Genomic DNA, 17,759 nt, shown 5'->3' with positions numbered 1-17,759 from the left:
GTTTTCTTATGAGCACCGAAACCATCACTCTCCAAGATTCCGAGCGCCAGCCCTGCGAAATATGGACACGGGTCATGGGCTACCACCGTCCCATGTCGTCTTTCAATATTGGCAAGCAAGGTGAATTTCATGAGCGACGCTACTTCACAGAAACCAGCACTGCGTTGAGCAACGCCGTCCCTTCCAGCCAGGCTAGCCGCTAATAATATGACGTACGCCACACGCCCCCCTTACCCAAAGGCCAACACCCACAAAGTGGCATTGAAAGTGGGCGGCTGCGCTCCTTTCTCAGCCACGGATTACCCGGGCAAGCTCGCTGCTGTCATCTTTGTGCAAGGCTGTCCCTGGCGCTGTGGCTACTGCCATAACCCCCATTTACAAGAGCGTACGACTGACAGTGCCATTGATTGGGATGATCTGATGGTTTTTCTCAATCGCCGGGTGGGCCTGCTGGATGCCGTGGTCTTTAGCGGCGGCGAACCCACCCTGGACCCCGCCCTGGGCTCGGCAATCCAGGCAGTGCGCAAACTCGGCTTCAAAATTGGCCTGCACACGGCTGGAACCCATCCAGCCCGACTGCAGGCCATACTCCCATGGCTCGACTGGATAGGGCTGGACATCAAAGCCGAGTTCAGTCAATACGATGCCATTACCCAACGTAGCAAGAGTGCGGCTGCACCTTTGCGCAGCTTGCAGTTGCTACTGAACGGAGAGGTACTGTTTGAATGTCGCAGCACCCTTCACCCGCAGTTGCATAGCCCGGCCTCGATACAAGCCTTGGGGCAACATTTACATAAGCTGGGCGTCCAGCGCTATGCCGTGCAGATCTTCCGCACACAAGGCTGTGAGGATAATTTTCTGAATGAAACTGGGCAGGCTTTGGAGGCCTACCCAGGCGCAGAAGTGTTAGAGACCCTCCAAAAGCTGTTTCCGCATTTTGAAGTGCGGCGCTCTTAGCTGCCTTCGGACGAAGCGGGCGTTCGGATAGGACGACGCAGCACATCCTGTAAAGCCGCTTTGCCCTGCTTGAGTACGGCACGGGGATGCAGAATATCAGGTTCCAAAGCATCCAGAGTGTTCTTCACCATCAGACCCAGCTCCGTATCGCCCTCAATCGACAAACGCCGATTAAAAAACAAGGTATCCGGGTCTTCCTGCCGCTGTAAAAGTTGATAAAACGCCCAAAGATCTGCTTTCAAGGTCAAATCCGGACTTTGTGCGCGTACGGACAGGGGGTAAAAAGCTCCTTGGCGCCAGGTGTAGTCAAACGCCAAACCCGCATCCGCCACCTGTATGCGTAACGCCCGCCCTTCCAATCGTTCCGCCACATCAGTCGGCACGTGAGGGCGCATCAACACGTTCAAGCCGGTACAAAACAAACGAGAGCCGGGCCACGGGGGCAAACGACTTACAACACCAGCCACAACAGCGGGCAACCGAGGTGTCCTTATTTCATTCACTCTTGCATCCCTCCCTTAAAAACGCTCTGGTACCGGCGCCACCCATTCCAAGCCGGGACGACCGTGCCAGAATCCGTTGCAGGCTTTGGCAGGCAGCAAGGGCAACATATCCTCGTGCGCATCTGATGCCTGGATACGGCCCTGCACCACATCATGAAACAAATGCACGACGGCATCCATATGTTGAGACTGCGGGCTCAAGCGCAGCATATCGACACCCAAGGCGCGCAGGTCCTGTATCTGCTCCAGCAAGGTGTACACCCAGGCGGATTGGGTCTGGATACCATTGATGTTCAAAAAACCCTGCCCCTCCCGTGTTTCCAGCAACAAACCATCGGGATAGTCCATGCACACGTACTGGCAATTGTCCTTGGGCAAGTTGCGATTACGCGCGGCAAAACAACGGGCCGAGAAAGCCAAGGGCAGGCGCCCGAAAGCAAAGACCTCGGTTTCCAAACCGGCAGGCCTGTCCTGCTGCAACTGCGCCAGTCCTGCACGGCCCATTTCCAGAGGCATCACCCAGCGCACCGCCCCTTGGGAGGCGATCAAATCCAGCACGGGCCCGTTATAAACATTCAAAAAAGGGCCGGCGACAAAGTCCCGACCCTGCATCAAACGCACCGCCCCCATATCATTGGCTTCAACCAGGTACTCCGCCTGCTCGGTAAGCTTGCGTAGCGTATTGACGTCCCGCCCGGACTCCAGCAAGACCTGACTGGACAGAACCGGCATCTTGCCAGCCTGAGCCAGCATCTGCGCAATATCCAGCCAATCATCCAGCCGTAACTCGTGACGGCGTGAACATACCGTCTCGCCCAGATACACCACATCCACAGGCCAGTCGCAGGCCGACTCATAAAACTGCATGGTGGCGATGCGGGACCAGTAGTACTGCAAGGGGCCTAAAGATAATTTCATGTTTGAGCCTCCCGTGCTCTACTTCCAGGGCCGAGAATAGGCACCCAGCGTATGTTGCTGCCCTTCGGCCAATTTGTTCAAAGCCCCCATCCAAGCGGGGTGGACTGAATAACGGGCAGGCGTGGATTTGGCCGAATCAATCGCTTGACGCCACACCTGGGTAACTTGAGCGACATAAGCGGGACTACGTTGCCGGCCTTCAATCTTGATGGCGCTGACACCCGCCGCCAACAACTGTGGCAACAAGGACAAGGTATTCAGACTGGTGGGCTCTTCCAGGGCGTAATAGTTTTCGCCCGCCACATCAAAGCGCCCTTTGCACAAAGTGGGGTAAGCCGCGTTCTCACCCTCCTGATAACGATCAATCAGCACTCCGTTCAGACGCGACTCCAGGCCTCGATCTGTTTGTTCCCAGCGCACATGCCCGGCGGGGGAACAGACCCCATGCGTATTGGGCGATTCTCCGGTGGCATAGGAGGACAAGGCACAGCGCCCCTCCACCATCACGCACAAACTGCCAAAGCCAAAAACCTCAACCTGAACGGGGACCTGCTCACAGACCTGTTCCACTTGTGCCATGGACAAAACCCGCGGCAGGACCACACGCTGAATACCGAAGTTCTGGTGGTAATACCTGATGGCCTCCGGATTGGTGGCTGAACCCTGCACCGACAAGTGCAAACGCAGATTGGGATGTGTCTGGCTGGCATACGCCATCAAACCGGGGTCTGCCATGATGACCGCATCGACCTGAGCCTCGGCTGCCCGGTCCACCGCATCGCGCCACTGCTGCCAGGCATTGGGTTGCGGATAGGTATTGAGTGCCAGCAAGACTTTGCGGCCACGCTGATGCGCATAATCAATGCCTTGTGCAATCGCCTGCGCATCAAAATTGAGCCCGGCGAAATTCCGGGCATTGGTGGCATCTCGGAACCCCAGATAAACACTGTCGGCCCCATTGTCGATCGCCGCTTTCAAGGCGGGCAGGCTGCCTGCGGGGCAAACCAATTCCATCTGCGGCTGATCAGACGCGGCTAAAGCCGTGAACGCTGTATTCATGACACTCCCCGATCTTCACTCTGGCCAGGGCAGAATCCTGGCTCGACAAGACCACCACTATGCCTGCTCCGAAACGGGGGGGCCTTAACGCATATCAAATTCTTCCCACCTCCTGACCGACGGCAAACAAGTCTCACCTTGTCTGCACCATAAGCGGGCAGAATGGTCCACAATGCCTCCCAAGCCTTTTGTGCTGGAGTCTTGATGACGCATACAGAGATCACGCTGGATACACGCGGCCTGCCCGCCCCTGAACCTTTGGAGCATTGCCTGGAGGTGCTGGCCGAGCTGGCCCCCACCCAGACTTTACTCATGTGGCTGGATAGAGAACCTTTCCCCCTGTATGACATTCTGCGTCGTGCCGGTTTTCGCTACCAGGGCACCCAAACAGAAAACGGCTTTCAGCTCATCATCCGCAGGAACTAAGTCTATGCAACGCGCTTTATCGCTGGATCAGTCCCCCTCTTTATCACTGACCTTGCCCCTGTTTGCGAACGTCCCTTTTTTTGGTCTACTGGCCGCCATGCTGGCACTCTACAGCGGACCGGAACTATTCAACTCCCGCTGGCACCCGGCCATCTTGGCCTTAACCCATGCCTGGACCTTGGGAATCGTGGGCAGCGCCATGTTTGCCTCTTTGGTGCATATTTTGGCAGTGGCCTGTAATGTGCGTATTCCGGTGGCACGCGGTCGGGCGCTAATTTTCTGGAGCATGCTCGGCGCCGGCACACTACTTCTGATGACAGGCTTTCTGAGCTGGCAACGCTGGGCGTACACACTGGCAGGCATTTGTCTGGCCCTTGCTCTGGGCGGCTATCTGCTCACTGTCATGCTGGCCTTGTGGCGCTCTCGGCGTGGCATCTTTCGCGGTGCCAAAGAGGTCGTCGCCCCTATCCGCCTGGCCATGCTGGGTCTGTTGCTGACTGTCTCAACAGGGCTTGCCATGCTGGTCGCCCTGACAAACGAACAAGCGGTCGCCAATCTGCTGAACCTGCACGTGATGATGGGTTTGGCCGCTTGGGCAGGCTTGCTGCTGATCGCCATGTCATTCCAGCTGCTGCCTATTTTTCAAATCACCGAACTTTACCCGGCGCCTCTGGTGCGTTGGCTTCCTTGGGTCGTAGGAGCATTGCTGATTGCGCAATGGGGCTTGAGCTCTTTGCCTGGCTCCTGGCTGCCCGTGCGTGATCTGGTCACCTATCTGATCTTTCTAAGCTACGGCTTATGGGCAGTGATTACCTGGGCGCGACTCTGGAAACGCAAGCGCCCCACAGCAGGGGCCAGCACGTTATTCTGGTACAGCTCCTTGAGCAGTCTGGTGGTTGCGATCCTTTTGAACTTCTGGGCCCACAGTCCCGCCGCCTCCAACGCGGAGCTAGCCATGGGAGTCTTGCTGATAATGGGAGCCTTAGGTTCCGTCGTTTGTGGAATGCTCTATACCATCGTGCCTTTTTTGCTCTGGCGCGAGGCACAGGAGCATGTCAGCATGGACACTGATAATACCGAGCACACACGCGCCCTCTTGCAGTTGATTCCCAAGACGGCTCACTACATCCCCGCGTCCACCGCCCGAGCACATTGGGCCTTGCACAGCCTAAGCCTGGTGCTTTGGACAGGGGCAAGCCTGGGAGTCGCATTTTTCGCATGGGTAGCAGCCCCTGCATTGCTGTTGTCTTTTACAACCTTGAGCTGGAATCTCTGGACCGCCTGGCAGCGCTATCGTCATAGCCTGCGCGCTATTCGCGCGTATCAGGCAGAGCACCGTATTGCCGCAAGGCCGCACTATCCAGAATCGTAAAATTACGTCGCTGAACTCGTATCAGATCCCGGTCCATCAGATCACGCAATGTGCGCGATAAGTGCTCCGGGGTCAGGTTCAGACGGGAAGCAATCACGGACTTGCCCACGTCAATCCTGAACGGCACGCCCTCCTCACCCGGCCATTCCTGCAAGAGATAGCCGACCAAGCGCTGCACCCCGTTGTGCAAGGTGTAGGCTTCCAGTTCACCCATCAAACGATATAAGCGCTCACTTAAACCGGCCAGCATCAAACGCGCCACATCACTTCCCTTGTCCAGTTGTTCCATCAAGGCGTCCTTGTTGATGTGCAAGAGCAAAGAGTCCACGAGTGTCTGGGCTGTCACGATGTAATTACGGCCCATGAACATTAAAGCCTCACCAAACCCCTCCCCTGGGCCGACCAGACGCACCACCCGTTCTGCCCCTGATGAAGAAACAAACACCAGCTTCACTCGGCCATATACCAACATATGAAACCCTACGCACGGGTCACCACTACGAAACAAAGTGGTGCCGCGTAACGCGTGTACTTCCTGAGTACCTTTGGCGATCGGTTCAAGCTGCTCTAGCGGCAGCTCCTTGAAAATAGGCAGATGAGCCAAGTGAGCCTGGATACGCTTCCAACGCCCAGCTCCTTCGCCCTGCATCAGTCGGATGTCCGACAAATCATCATTGCCTGTGTGTGAGGCCGTATCTTGAGCCGCCATATCTTTTCCATGAATCAAGTAGAACCATCGCTAGACTGACATACTCCTTTCCCGCCTGCTCAGCATTGCTCGGCGCCTGATTGATACACGTCAAACAGATAAATCGAGGTCTTGGAGAGAAAGTAAGAAAACAGTCAGAACCGCTAGTTCAGCATGACTTAGGAGCAGATCCAAGCAGGAAGCGGTCAAATTTGACCATGTTAGTGATAGGGAATATCAAGGGGTGGCGTTGATAGGAAGTGGCCTCGTTTCCAAGCCGACTTCGATTCTGAATGGGTGTGATACGCCTTCGCAGGCTGAATAGCTGCAATACCAAATAGGAAAATGGGAATTTCAGGGGGCCAGGGGAGGAGAAATGCAGGTAGAAGAAACAGCGGACCGAACACCCATTTGATCTTGGCCGTCGGATGCCGTCGCTAAAAAATTGAGCGGGGCTGGAGTACACATAAGCGGTGAACCACCCGCTAGATAAAGCGGAAGGTTGTAACCCGACTTGGGACTTGGCACCATCTGGTGGCAACCAGCGGCCAAGCCGCGTCGCTAAAGCCTGGCTGAGCCAAGATAAATAAAAGAGGCAACTTCAAGCTGCGCAACAGCAGCAAACCCTAGAAGCACTAAGCGTAGCGCGATCACCCGGCAGATAGACAACGGCTTGATGCGAGAGGCTGAGGTTCAGCAAGCCGCTAAGGCTGAACCCGCCCCTCACAGGGCTGCCATCGTACAGGTAGCACCCGCAGAGGACTAAACATCAACTCTCAAGCCCAGGAAGCATACGCAATAACTGACCCCATCGTCTTGGGCCAAGAGGCGTAGTCTGCAACAAGAAGGGATGGGCAGTGCCCAGAACGGGCTTTGGGGAGGGGGGTGGTACGTCTGAAGTCGTAACCCAGGGGCCAGACGATCAGCATCGTTCCGGTGTATCCGTCGCCGATGCGTTGGCGACCCATAAAACAAAACCCCCGCAAGGGATGCTTGCGGGGGTTTTGAGCAATAAGAGCTTGACGATGACCTACTTTCACAGACGTCCGTCCACTATCATCGGCGCAAAGGCGTTTCACAGTCCTGTTCGGGATGGGAAGGTGTGGGACCACCTTGCTATGGTCGTCAAGCGTAACTGGTTGCCAGGCCGTCTTTAGGGGACGTCCCAGCCAATTGGAAGAAGCACACTGCCAGCGATCAGTACGGATCAGCTAGCAGCGGTTACGAAGGTGTCGAGCGCGGGTTGCGCTGCACTTCAATATTACGTTCTGTGGTCAACAACTTAACTCACTACAACCTCAAGGGTTATAGGATCAAGCCACACGGGCAATTAGTACTGGTTAGCTACATGCATTACTGCACTTCCACACCCAGCCTATCAACGTCCTGGTCTCGGACGACCCTACAGGGGGGTCAAGCCCCCGGGATACCTAATCTTCAGACGAGTTTCCCGCTTAGATGCCTTCAGCGGTTATCTCTTCCGTACGTAGCTACTCGGCAATGCCATTGGCATGACAACCGATACACCAGTGGTACGTCCACTCCGGTCCTCTCGTACTAGGAGCAGGCTCCGTCAAGTATCCAACGCCCACGGCAGATAGGGACCAAACTGTCTCACGACGTTTTAAACCCAGCTCACGTACCTCTTTAAATGGCGAACAGCCATACCCTTGGGACCGGCTACAGCCCCAGGATGAGATGAGCCGACATCGAGGTGCCAAACACCGCCGTCGATATGAACTCTTGGGCGGTATCAGCCTGTTATCCCCAGAGTACCTTTTATCCGTTGAGCGATGGCCCTTCCATACAGAACCACCGGATCACTATGTCCTACTTTCGTACCTGTTCGACTTGTCAGTCTCACAGTCAAGCACGCTTATGCCATTGCACTATCAAGACGATTTCCGACCGTCTCTAGCGTACCTTCGAACTCCTCCGTTACACTTTAGGAGGAGACCGCCCCAGTCAAACTGCCCACCATGCACGGTCCCCGATCCCGATAAGGGACCTAGGTTAGAACCGCAAACAGACCAGGGTGGTATTTCAAGGATGACTCCACGCGATCTGGCGACCACGCTTCAACGTCTCCCACCTATCCTACACAGGCCGGTTCACAATCCAATGCAAAGCTACAGTAAAGGTTCATGGGGTCTTTCCGTCTAGCCGCGGGGAGATTGCATCATCACAACCATGTCAACTTCGCTGAGTCTCAGGAGGAGACAGTGTGGCCATCGTTACGCCATTCGTGCAGGTCGGAACTTACCCGACAAGGAATTTCGCTACCTTAGGACCGTTATAGTTACGGCCGCCGTTTACCGGGGCTTCGATCAAGAGCTTGCACCCCATCACTTAACCTTCCGGCACCGGGCAGGCGTCACACCCTATACGTCCACTTTCGTGTTTGCAGAGTGCTGTGTTTTTAGTAAACAGTCGCAGCCACCGATTCACTGCGGCCTCTTCATGCTTTGTGCGCAGGCACATCACACTAATGAGGCATACCTTCTCCCGAAGTTACGGTATTAATTTGCCGAGTTCCTTCTCCTGAGTTCTCTCAAGCGCCTTGGAATATTCATCCCGTCCACCTGTGTCGGTTTGCGGTACGGTCTCGTAGAGCTGAAGCTTAGAGGCTTTTCTTGGAACTGCTTCCAGTTAGTTTAGAGCCGAAGCTCTATCCAGTCACACCCTTGAATTACGCACCCGGATTTGCCTAAGTGCCTTCTATGATGCGCCAACGGGGACATCCAACACCCCGATAACATTCTGCAATCCGTCCCCCCATCGCACTCTACGACGGTGCGGGAATATTAACCCGCTTCCCATCAGCTACGCATCTCTGCCTCGCCTTAGGGGCCGACTCACCCTGCGCCGATGAACGTTGCGCAGGAAACCTTGGACTTACGGCGAGGGGGCTTTTCACCCCCTTTATCGCTACTCATGTCAGCATTCTCACTTCCGATACCTCCAGCATTCCTCACGGAACACCTTCACAGGCTTACGGAACGCTCTCCTACCATGTGTACTAAAAGTACACATCCGCAGCTTCGGTCTATGGCTTAGCCCCGTTACATCTTCCGCGCAGGACGACTCGATCAGTGAGCTATTACGCTTTCTTTAAAGGATGGCTGCTTCTAAGCCAACCTCCTGACTGTCTATGCCTTCCCACTTCGTTTCCCACTTAGCCATAGTTAGGGACCTTAGCTGGCGGTCTGGGTTGTTTCCCTCTTGAGTCCGGACGTTAGCACCCGGTGCTCTGTCTCCCGTACTGTACTTGCCGGTATTCGGAGTTTGCCATGGGTTGGTAAGTCGCTGTGACCCCCTAGCCATAACAGTGCTCTACCCCCGGCAGTAATATACGAGGCACTACCTAAATAGTTTTCGGAGAGAACCAGCTATCTCCAGGCTTGTTTAGCCTTTCACTCCGATCCACAGCTCATCCCCTAATTTTTCAACATTAGTGGGTTCGGTCCTCCAGCACGTGTTACCGTGCCTTCAACCTGGCCATGGATAGATCGCCTGGTTTCGGGTCTACACCCAGCGACTGAATCGCCCTATTCGGACTCGCTTTCGCTACGCCTCCCCTATTCGGTTAAGCTTGCCACTGAATGTAAGTCGCTGACCCATTATACAAAAGGTACGCAGTCACACCACGAAGGTGCTCCTACTGTTTGTATGCATACGATTTCAGGATCTATTTCACTCCCCTTCCGGGGTTCTTTTCGCCTTTCCCTCACGGTACTGGTTCACTATCGGTCGATCACGAGTATTTAGCCTTGGAGGATGGTCCCCCCATATTCAGACAGGATTTCACGTGTCCCGCCCTACTTGTTCGATGCTTAGTTCCACGTACTGAATTTCGCCTACAGGGCTATCACCTGCTACGGCTGGACTTTCCATTCCATTCGACTATTCACTACGCTAAAACATCCAGGCTGGTCCGGTTTCGCTCGCCACTACTTCCGGAATCTCGGTTGATTTCTTTTCCTCGAGTTACTGAGATGGTTCAGTTCACTCGGTTCGCCTCCACATGCCTATGTATTCAGCATGGGATACCGTATTGCTACGGTGGGTTTCCCCATTCGGACATCTACGGATCAAAGCTTGTTTGCCAGCTCCCCGTAGCTTTTCGCAGGCTACCGCGTCCTTCATCGCCTGTGATCGCCAAGGCATCCATCATATGCACTTATTCGCTTGATCCTATAACGCTTGGTGCTGTTATAGGAATATGAGTATACGTTGTTGCCGTTCATCAATCCTTAGCTGTTATCCAATCCTAAGATCAGACAACGTCTATATTTTTGAGAACTTTCGTTGAACATAATTTGTTCTGTTGCAATCACAACCCGTGTATTGTCATCACAAGTCGACTAATCGTCTTGCGTTTATTAGACAACACACCTTCGTTGTGCTTCTTCCTAATTGTTAAAGAGCAATTCGTGGGTTGCATAACCCAACGAGCAGTATTCTTTAAAAAGAACACTCTTCGTTGAATCTAGCGCCAGGCAAACCGTTGTTTGTCTGTGCCCTATACTCTGTCATGAACCTTGCTGTATCGACAACCAACCACAAAAGCGGTGGTGGAGGATGACGGGATCGAACCGACGACCCCCTGCTTGCAAAGCAGGTGCTCTCCCAGCTGAGCTAATCCCCCGAGGTAATCGTTGGTGGGTCAAGTTGGAATCGAACCAACGACCCCCGCCTTATCAAGACGGTGCTCTAACCGACTGAGCTACTGACCCATCTATCACCAGTGGGCGATACCTTCAATGGTCATGACATAAACTAACAGCCAATAAGTGTGGACGCTTTCGCTTTGCGAGCCATTCGCTCTAAAAGGAGGTGATCCAGCCGCACCTTCCGATACGGCTACCTTGTTACGACTTCACCCCAGTCATGAATCCCACCGTGGTAAGCGCCCTCCTTGCGGTTAGGCTACCTACTTCTGGTGAAACCCACTCCCATGGTGTGACGGGCGGTGTGTACAAGACCCGGGAACGTATTCACCGCGACATTCTGATCCGCGATTACTAGCGATTCCGACTTCACGCAGTCGAGTTGCAGACTGCGATCCGGACTACGATCGGGTTTCTGAGATTGGCTCCCCCTCGCGGGTTGGCGACCCTCTGTCCCGACCATTGTATGACGTGTGAAGCCCTACCCATAAGGGCCATGAGGACTTGACGTCATCCCCACCTTCCTCCGGTTTGTCACCGGCAGTCTCATTAGAGTGCTCTTGCGTAGCAACTAATGACAAGGGTTGCGCTCGTTGCGGGACTTAACCCAACATCTCACGACACGAGCTGACGACAGCCATGCAGCACCTGTGTTCCGGTTCTCTTGCGAGCACTGCCAAATCTCTTCGGCATTCCAGACATGTCAAGGGTAGGTAAGGTTTTTCGCGTTGCATCGAATTAATCCACATCATCCACCGCTTGTGCGGGTCCCCGTCAATTCCTTTGAGTTTTAATCTTGCGACCGTACTCCCCAGGCGGTCAACTTCACGCGTTAGCTGCGCTACTAAGGCCTAACGGCCCCAACAGCTAGTTGACATCGTTTAGGGCGTGGACTACCAGGGTATCTAATCCTGTTTGCTCCCCACGCTTTCGTGTCTGAGCGTCAGTATTATCCCAGGGGGCTGCCTTCGCCATCGGTATTCCTCCACATATCTACGCATTTCACTGCTACACGTGGAATTCTACCCCCCTCTGACATACTCTAGCTCGGCAGTTAAAAATGCAGTTCCAAGGTTGAGCCCTGGGATTTCACATCTTTCTTTCCGAACCGCCTACACACGCTTTACGCCCAGTAATTCCGATTAACGCTTGCACCCTACGTATTACCGCGGCTGCTGGCACGTAGTTAGCCGGTGCTTATTCTGCAGATACCGTCAGCAGCATCCCGTATTAGGGGATGCCTTTTCTTCTCTGCCAAAAGTACTTTACAACCCGAAGGCCTTCATCATACACGCGGGATGGCTGGATCAGGGTTTCCCCCATTGTCCAAAATTCCCCACTGCTGCCTCCCGTAGGAGTCTGGGCCGTGTCTCAGTCCCAGTGTGGCTGGTCGTCCTCTCAAACCAGCTACGGATCGTTGCCTTGGTGAGCCTTTACCCCACCAACTAGCTAATCCGATATCGGCCGCTCCAATAGTGAGAGGTCTTGCGATCCCCCCCTTTCCCCCGTAGGGCGTATGCGGTATTAGCCACTCTTTCGAGTAGTTATCCCCCGCTACTGGGCACGTTCCGATATATTACTCACCCGTCCGCCACTCGCCACCAAGAGAGCAAGCTCTCTCGTGCTGCCGTTCGACTTGCATGTGTAAAGCATCCCGCTAGCGTTCAATCTGAGCCAGGATCAAACTCTTCAGTTTAATCTCTGTGGTTGTCCCGTCTTGCGACGAGACCGATTGTGTCTCAAAGAAAAATTCAGAGTTACACAAGGTAATTCTTCATCTTTCGTTTGTGAGCACTTGATACAAACTTGTGGCGATCCCCGAAGGGTTCGACTCGCTCATTCCAAGCGCCCACACTTATCGGCTGTTAATTGTTAAAGAGCAGTGACAGTTGCCTGTCGTTCCACTGACTAACCCGGCTGGCTCGTCGCGCTTGGCGCTTCGTGCCTTGCTGTGTTAGCAGCAGAGAAACGAGATTATGAAGCAGATCAGGCAGTGTGTCAAGCGTTTTTTTGAAGAAGTTAGAAAGTTTTAAAACCGTCCAACTCGTCCCGCTTAAACCAGAACTTTCGTTCCGAACCACCTGGCGAACAATCAACCGTAAGGCCAACCATTCAACTTCACAAACAAGGGTAAATTTTCAGCGCTGTTTCCAACCAGCTAAAAACTTAACGTTGCGTTCTCTGGGGCATAACCTAGAACTTTAACACAGAATTTTCTGATTTGTCAAGCTCCGGGTTTTACACCGTGTCAGTTACCTGACTCAGTCAGGCAAGTTTCGGTGCGGGCCTCTTGGCCAAGGCGGTGAATCTTGTCTAACTGCTCTCTGCGGCGCTTTGAGGGAAAACCCTGTGTGTGCTGCAGCGAGAAAAGAACTATAGCACGATGAAATTTGGCTTTGCAAGTTTTTCACCTAACTATTTCATGGAAATCAGCGTCAAGCCATCAATTTATACACTAAACCTTTGTTAAATATGAACAATCTAAAATGAAACAAAACAATACAAAACTGACCATCCAGACGTGGAGAATGCCCCAAACTTGAGAACCTGAGGTGAAACCATCGATATGGCCTGTAGAAGAGCCCCCAAGCTCATGGTTTTTTGCTCTGCACTCCCTTTCTAAGCTCGTCCATCAGCTTCCTATCTTAAAAAGCTCTCGCCGACAGACAGACAGACAGACAGACAGACAGACAGACACACAGACAGACCGATAGATAGATGGATAGACAGGGACAAGGATAGGGATAGGTAGGTTGGTAGACCAGATGGAAACCCACCCGCGTGACAAGCACTCTTAGGGGGGAGCACTTATAACGTTGACGCGCTTGCCGGGAAGGAAGTTGGACCTCCTTCTGTAGCATCACAACCCTCGCCTCTATATATAGAGGCGACATGCCGTCCTTCTCGCTTCGATTCAACATGCCCCTCTATATAGAGAAGGAAAGCGGCATCCAAGCTGATAGGTCGGTCGACGCTCCCCTATTACAATAAGCAGACAACTAACTTTGCATGCAGACTCTGTATGGCACGCTCATCTTCTCAAGCCCCCACGACACAGCTCAGCCTGATTGGCGAGGAAATGCTATCCAATAATCTCCTGACCGAGAACATTCTCGATCAGGTCGCCCGCCTTCCCGCTGACTGGCGCGCCACCCTGGATCAGCCAGAGCTACAGAACATACTGGCAACATTAGCCAAGTGGCTGGACAAGGAATGCCAGGACGGTGCCGTCATTTATCCCGCCGCCCCGTTCCGTGCTTTGGAGCTGCTACCACTACAAAAGGTCAGCGTCGTGATTCTGGGTCAGGACCCTTACCACGGCCCCGATCAAGCCCAGGGACTGTCGTTTTCGGTTCCGGACACCTGCCCTGCACCACCTAGTCTGCGCAATATCTTCAAAGAGCTGGAACTGGAGTATCCCCAGCCCCCTCTCCCGCCCAGCCATGATCTGAGCAACTGGGGCCGACAAGGCGTGTTGCTCTTGAACACATCCCTAACCGTCGAGGATGGCTTGCCTGCCTCTCACGCCAAGAAAGGCTGGGAACAAATTACCGACGCTTTACTGATGAACCTGGCCCAGCAAAGTACACGCCCTATTGTGTATATGTTGTGGGGTGCTCATGCCCAGGCCAAAGAGGCATTGATCCAGCAACAGGCTCAATGCCCCCATCTGATTCTGAAAGCCAATCATCCCTCCCCTTTGGCTGCGCGTCGCCCACCGGTCCCATTTATTGGCTGCGGTCATTTTCGACTAGCCAATGAGTGGCTCACACAGCAAGGTGCCACGCCTATCCAATGGTTTGCCACTGGTGCCTGACCATCCCTTCCCTTTACCCTATACAAAACCATGCCTTTAAGCCCTGCCAATCCCGAACTAAGCTCTCAAGAGCAGCATGCCCAATGGTCAAACGAACTGCTCGAACAATATAGCTGGCAGTTCCAGGGGGAAACTCGCTTTGCCGTTCCGCTGAGCACCTTGCCCTTGCTGGATGAGTTGTTCACATTCGTGAACGAAACCATCAAGGACTCCTTTGACCGTTCTTTATTCTGCTGGACGGATCTCAAGCAAGACAGCACCGGTCTGACAGCCTGGTATTTAGGCGTCGAAGACTACGATGAGGCACTGGAGCCTTATATAGAGGCCTTATCTGCAAAGGCTCTGATCCAGGACCAAACGACATAAGGACTGCTGCGCCGGCCCTGCCCTCACTGGCACAGAGGGCTTGAACAATGCCGAGCAAGCTGACCGCAGCTCCGCCCCCGCTGGCGCGCCCCCATTTGCCCGCTCCTACACTCAGCGCCGATGCGCCAGTGGCCCTCATGGGCATGGCAAGGTCGGAAGGGCAAAAAAAACCCGGCACCGAAGCCGGGTTTCTTCTTCTCTTAGCCGGATTGCATTTCAACCCGCCCACTGGGATTTCAAGGCTGCACACCTGCAGCATGTGCCTGCTGATCGGCGTGATAGGACGAACGCACCATGGCGCCCACGGCGGCATGGGTAAAGCCCATTGCATAGGCCTCACGTTCAAACATCAAGAACTCATCGGGCGTCACATAACGCATCACGGGCAAGTGGTGACCCGAGGGCTGCAGATACTGACCAATGGTCAGCATATCAATATCGTGAGCACGCATATCGCGCATCACTTCCAAAATCTCTTCGTTGGTTTCACCCAGGCCCACCATCAGACCCGATTTAGTCGGAATGTTGGGATGCAGCTTCTTGAACTCTTGCAACAGCTTCAAGGAATGGTGATAGTCCGAACCAGGACGCGCCTGCTTGTACAAACGAGGAACGGTTTCAAGATTATGGTTCATGACATCCGGCGGGCAGGCATTCAGGATGCCCAAGGCTCGGTCCAGACGTGCGCGAAAGTCGGGCACCAACACTTCGATGGTCGTGGAAGGAGAATGCTCGCGCACCTGGCGGATACATTCCACAAAGTGAGCCGCGCCACCATCACGTAAGTCATCACGGTCCACAGAGGTAATTACCACGTAGGACAACTTCATGGCCCCAATCGCCTTGGCCAGATTGGCGGGCTCGTTCTCATCCAGAGGATCAGGGCGGCCATGACCCACATCACAGAAGGGACAACGGCGGGTGCATTTGTCGCCCATGATCATGAACGTCGCTGTGCCCTTGCCAAAACATTCCCCGATATTGGGACAGGATGCTTCCTCACACACCGAAAACAACTTGTGTTCGCGCAGGGTTTCCTTGATCTCGTAGAAACGGGAGTTCGGCGCAGCCGCTTTCACCCGAATCCAGTCAGGCTTTTTCAAACGCTCTGCCTGCACGACCTTGATGGGAATGCGCGAGGTCTTGGCCTCGGCTTTCTGCTTTTGCGTGGCGTCATACTCAACAACGCGAGGGCGCACAGTAGGTTTGGAATCGACGGATGGATCGGTAGGGGTGGTCATAGGCGTCTAAATAGAAAAACAGCGTGCGAACAACATCATCACTCAACGATGGGCGCAGTGGTCAATTGTAGCCCCTTCGCTTTACAAGCGCCTAGAACAAGGGCGATAGTTTGTACCAGACCCCCCTAATATAGAGGTCGACTTAGGAATGCAGCAACACCCGAGAATAGAACCTGCAAATACTATAAGTACGGAGACTTGCATGTCACACGAGCACCCTGCCGATCCTGTCCTGCTTGAGCAACAGGGGGGACTGGCCCGCATCACCTTGAACCGACCCGCACAGTACAACGCGCTGTCCGAAGAAGTGCTGAACTCGTTACAACACATTCTGGACACACTGGGCCGGGAACCCAGTCTGCAATGCGTCATCATCCAGGCCGAAGGTAACGCTTTTTGCGCGGGGCATGATCTGAAGCAAATGCGCGCCAAACCTGAACACGACTATTACCAAGAGCTGTTCAGCCGTTGCAGTCGCGTCATGCAAAGTGTGCTGGCCCTGCCCGTACCGGTGATTGCCCGTGTGCAAGGGCTAGCCACCGCCGCCGGCTGTCAGCTAGTTGCAACCTGCGACCTGGCTGTTGCCTCCGAATCCACCCGCTTTGCCGTGTCCGGCATTAACGTTGGCCTGTTCTGCTCCACCCCTGCCGTTGCCCTGTCACGCTGCATACCCCCCAAGGCCGCCATGGAAATGCTGATGACGGGCGAATTCATCAGTGCTCAGCGGGCTCAAGAGCTGGGGTTGATCAACTATGCAGTCCCCGAAGATCAGTTGGATCAAACGGTACAACGACTGGCCGACAGCATCATGGCAAAAAGTCCGGTCGCCGTGCGGGCCGGCAAAGCCATGTTCTATCGCCAGCGCAGCCTGGCTATCGAACATGCCTACGATTACGCAGGCCAGGTCATGGCCGACAACATGATGAGCAATGATGCTTGCGAAGGCATTGACGCTTTTATCAGCAAACGCATGCCGCAATGGAGCGGCACCTGAGGTGACGCTTGACCTGAAATAAAGGTTAAAGAGAACACAGCACCGTAACGGGAAACGGTGCTCTTGTGTCACCGCGCACTAAGCAACCGTGGCCGTTGCCCGCGACGTGATCGCCTGGGCCAGATAATCAGCCAGATACTGTGCCGCCTGCTCCCAGGAGACCTCCACACCCTGCGACGCGATATCCGTGGTCTGCAGCCCTTCATAGCCACAGGGATTGATACCGCCAAACGGCTTGAGATCCATCCCTATATTCAAGGCAAGGCCATGGTAAGAACGGCCATTACGGATTTTGACGCCCAGCGCGGAGATCTTGGCCAGCTCGGTCTTGCATCGCGCTTGCGGCACGTACACCCCAGGCGCACCCGGTTTGCAGCAGGCACCCTCGACCCCAAAATGGCTCAGACAGGCCATTACCGCCTCTTCCAGGAGACGCACATATTCTTTGACGTACAGCCCTGCCCGGCGAAGGTCAAACAGACAATACACCATCAGCTGACCCGGGCCGTGGTAGGTAATCTGTCCGCCCCGGTCGGTTTGCACCACGGGTATACCACCCGCATTGAGCAAATGCTCCGGCTTGCCGGCCTGCCCCTGGGTGTAAACGGGGGTGTGCTCCACAAGCCAGATTTCATCCGGCGTGTCCGGCCCGCGCAATTCGGTAAAAGCGCGCATCGCCTGCCAGATGGGCTCATAGGCGCTAGGCCGCTCAAACCATTTAATACGAACAGAGTCGGACATGAACGCC

At 54.4% G+C, this 17,759-nt stretch carries 13 protein-coding genes, 2 tRNA genes and 3 rRNA genes; 7 read left to right on the top strand and 11 right to left on the bottom strand.

Annotated features, from left to right (window positions below; translation table 11 throughout):
• Positions 1-8: 8 nt before the first annotated feature.
• Together nrdD and RSQ48_RS01305 are read left to right on the top strand one after the other, a co-directional pair.
• Entirely contained in the window at positions 9-203 is a 195-nt protein-coding gene (nrdD, locus tag RSQ48_RS01310) for an anaerobic ribonucleoside-triphosphate reductase (RefSeq protein ID WP_003804504.1), read from the top strand.
• A gap of 4 nt (positions 204-207) precedes the next feature.
• Complete coding sequence (locus RSQ48_RS01305) at positions 208-957, top strand: anaerobic ribonucleoside-triphosphate reductase activating protein (protein WP_240208853.1); 750 nt, start codon at positions 208-210, stop codon at positions 955-957.
• Here RSQ48_RS01305 and ubiT read toward each other — a convergent pair.
• The 3 genes from ubiT to ubiU are packed head-to-tail and all read right to left on the bottom strand — an operon-like array spanning position 954 to position 3,392.
• On the bottom strand, positions 954-1,436 hold the full coding sequence (gene ubiT / locus RSQ48_RS01300; protein WP_003804509.1) for a ubiquinone anaerobic biosynthesis accessory factor UbiT: 483 nt from the start codon (positions 1,434-1,436) through the stop codon (positions 954-956). The two genes, RSQ48_RS01305 and ubiT, sit on opposite strands and share 4 nt — an antisense overlap.
• Positions 1,437-1,475: 39 nt before the next feature.
• Positions 1,476-2,378: a ubiquinone anaerobic biosynthesis protein UbiV gene (ubiV, locus tag RSQ48_RS01295; RefSeq protein WP_003804510.1), complete on the bottom strand. Its 903-nt coding sequence runs from the start codon at positions 2,376-2,378 to the stop codon at positions 1,476-1,478.
• Positions 2,379-2,396: 18 nt separating this feature from the next.
• The gene (ubiU, locus tag RSQ48_RS01290; protein WP_003804512.1) at positions 2,397-3,392 is read right to left on the bottom strand and encodes a ubiquinone anaerobic biosynthesis protein UbiU; all 996 of its coding nucleotides are present in this window, start codon (positions 3,390-3,392) and stop codon (positions 2,397-2,399) included.
• Positions 3,393-3,641: 249 nt separating this feature from the next.
• Between ubiU and RSQ48_RS01285 the strand changes: the two genes are divergently transcribed.
• Together RSQ48_RS01285 and RSQ48_RS01280 are read left to right on the top strand one after the other, a co-directional pair.
• Positions 3,642-3,863: a DUF2249 domain-containing protein gene (locus RSQ48_RS01285; protein WP_131071180.1), complete on the top strand. Its 222-nt coding sequence runs from the start codon at positions 3,642-3,644 to the stop codon at positions 3,861-3,863.
• Positions 3,864-3,867: 4 nt separating this feature from the next.
• On the top strand, positions 3,868-5,235 hold the full coding sequence (locus RSQ48_RS01280) for a hypothetical protein (RefSeq protein ID WP_240208851.1): 1,368 nt from the start codon (positions 3,868-3,870) through the stop codon (positions 5,233-5,235).
• Here the strand turns inward: RSQ48_RS01280 and RSQ48_RS01275 are convergent.
• The 6 genes from RSQ48_RS01275 to RSQ48_RS01250 all read right to left on the bottom strand — a co-directional run bounded on the left by RSQ48_RS01275 (position 5,174) and on the right by RSQ48_RS01250 (position 12,289).
• Positions 5,174-5,884, bottom strand: coding sequence for a Crp/Fnr family transcriptional regulator (locus tag RSQ48_RS01275; RefSeq protein ID WP_039943950.1), 711 nt, complete (start codon positions 5,882-5,884; stop codon positions 5,174-5,176). The genes RSQ48_RS01280 and RSQ48_RS01275 overlap by 62 nt on opposite strands.
• A gap of 1,056 nt (positions 5,885-6,940) precedes the next feature.
• Positions 6,941-7,053 (bottom strand): 5S ribosomal RNA (gene rrf, locus RSQ48_RS01270).
• A gap of 179 nt (positions 7,054-7,232) precedes the next feature.
• Positions 7,233-10,117 (bottom strand): 23S ribosomal RNA (locus RSQ48_RS01265).
• 378 nt (positions 10,118-10,495) lie between these two features.
• Positions 10,496-10,571, bottom strand: a tRNA-Ala gene (locus RSQ48_RS01260).
• Between the two features lie 11 nt (positions 10,572-10,582).
• Positions 10,583-10,659: transfer RNA gene (locus tag RSQ48_RS01255), tRNA-Ile, on the bottom strand.
• A 93-nt stretch (positions 10,660-10,752) separates the two neighbouring features.
• Positions 10,753-12,289: ribosomal RNA gene (locus RSQ48_RS01250) — 16S ribosomal RNA — on the bottom strand.
• Together the 16S, 23S and 5S rRNA genes with 2 tRNA genes alongside form the textbook arrangement of a ribosomal RNA operon.
• A 1,383-nt stretch (positions 12,290-13,672) precedes the next feature.
• Between RSQ48_RS01250 and RSQ48_RS01245 the strand changes: the two genes are divergently transcribed.
• The gene (locus tag RSQ48_RS01245) at positions 13,673-14,410 is read left to right on the top strand and encodes a uracil-DNA glycosylase (protein ID WP_415302364.1); all 738 of its coding nucleotides are present in this window, start codon (positions 13,673-13,675) and stop codon (positions 14,408-14,410) included.
• Positions 14,411-14,440: 30 nt separating this feature from the next.
• Entirely contained in the window at positions 14,441-14,776 is a 336-nt protein-coding gene (locus RSQ48_RS01240) for a hypothetical protein (RefSeq protein WP_240209211.1), read from the top strand.
• 236 nt (positions 14,777-15,012) lie between these two features.
• Here RSQ48_RS01240 and lipA read toward each other — a convergent pair whose 3' ends face one another.
• Complete coding sequence (gene lipA, locus RSQ48_RS01235) at positions 15,013-16,017, bottom strand: lipoyl synthase (RefSeq protein ID WP_003804777.1); 1,005 nt, start codon at positions 16,015-16,017, stop codon at positions 15,013-15,015.
• Between the two features lie 202 nt (positions 16,018-16,219).
• On the opposite strand from lipA, the gene RSQ48_RS01230 reads away from it, so the two are divergent.
• Positions 16,220-17,011, top strand: coding sequence for an enoyl-CoA hydratase (locus RSQ48_RS01230; protein ID WP_240209210.1), 792 nt, complete (start codon positions 16,220-16,222; stop codon positions 17,009-17,011).
• A 78-nt stretch (positions 17,012-17,089) separates the two neighbouring features.
• Here RSQ48_RS01230 and lipB read toward each other — a convergent pair whose 3' ends face one another.
• A complete protein-coding gene (lipB, locus tag RSQ48_RS01225) occupies positions 17,090-17,752 on the bottom strand; it encodes a lipoyl(octanoyl) transferase LipB (protein ID WP_003804782.1) in 663 nt (220 codons plus the stop codon).
• Between the last annotated feature and the right edge of the window lie 7 nt (positions 17,753-17,759).

It is taken from the genome of Alcaligenes sp. SJTW-7, from assembly GCF_047716895.1.
Taxonomy (GTDB): Bacteria; Pseudomonadota; Gammaproteobacteria; order Burkholderiales; family Burkholderiaceae_B; genus Alcaligenes; species Alcaligenes ammonioxydans.
The sequence above is the reverse complement of the archived record's forward strand: the minus strand, read 5'-3'. Positions and strand labels throughout refer to the sequence as shown.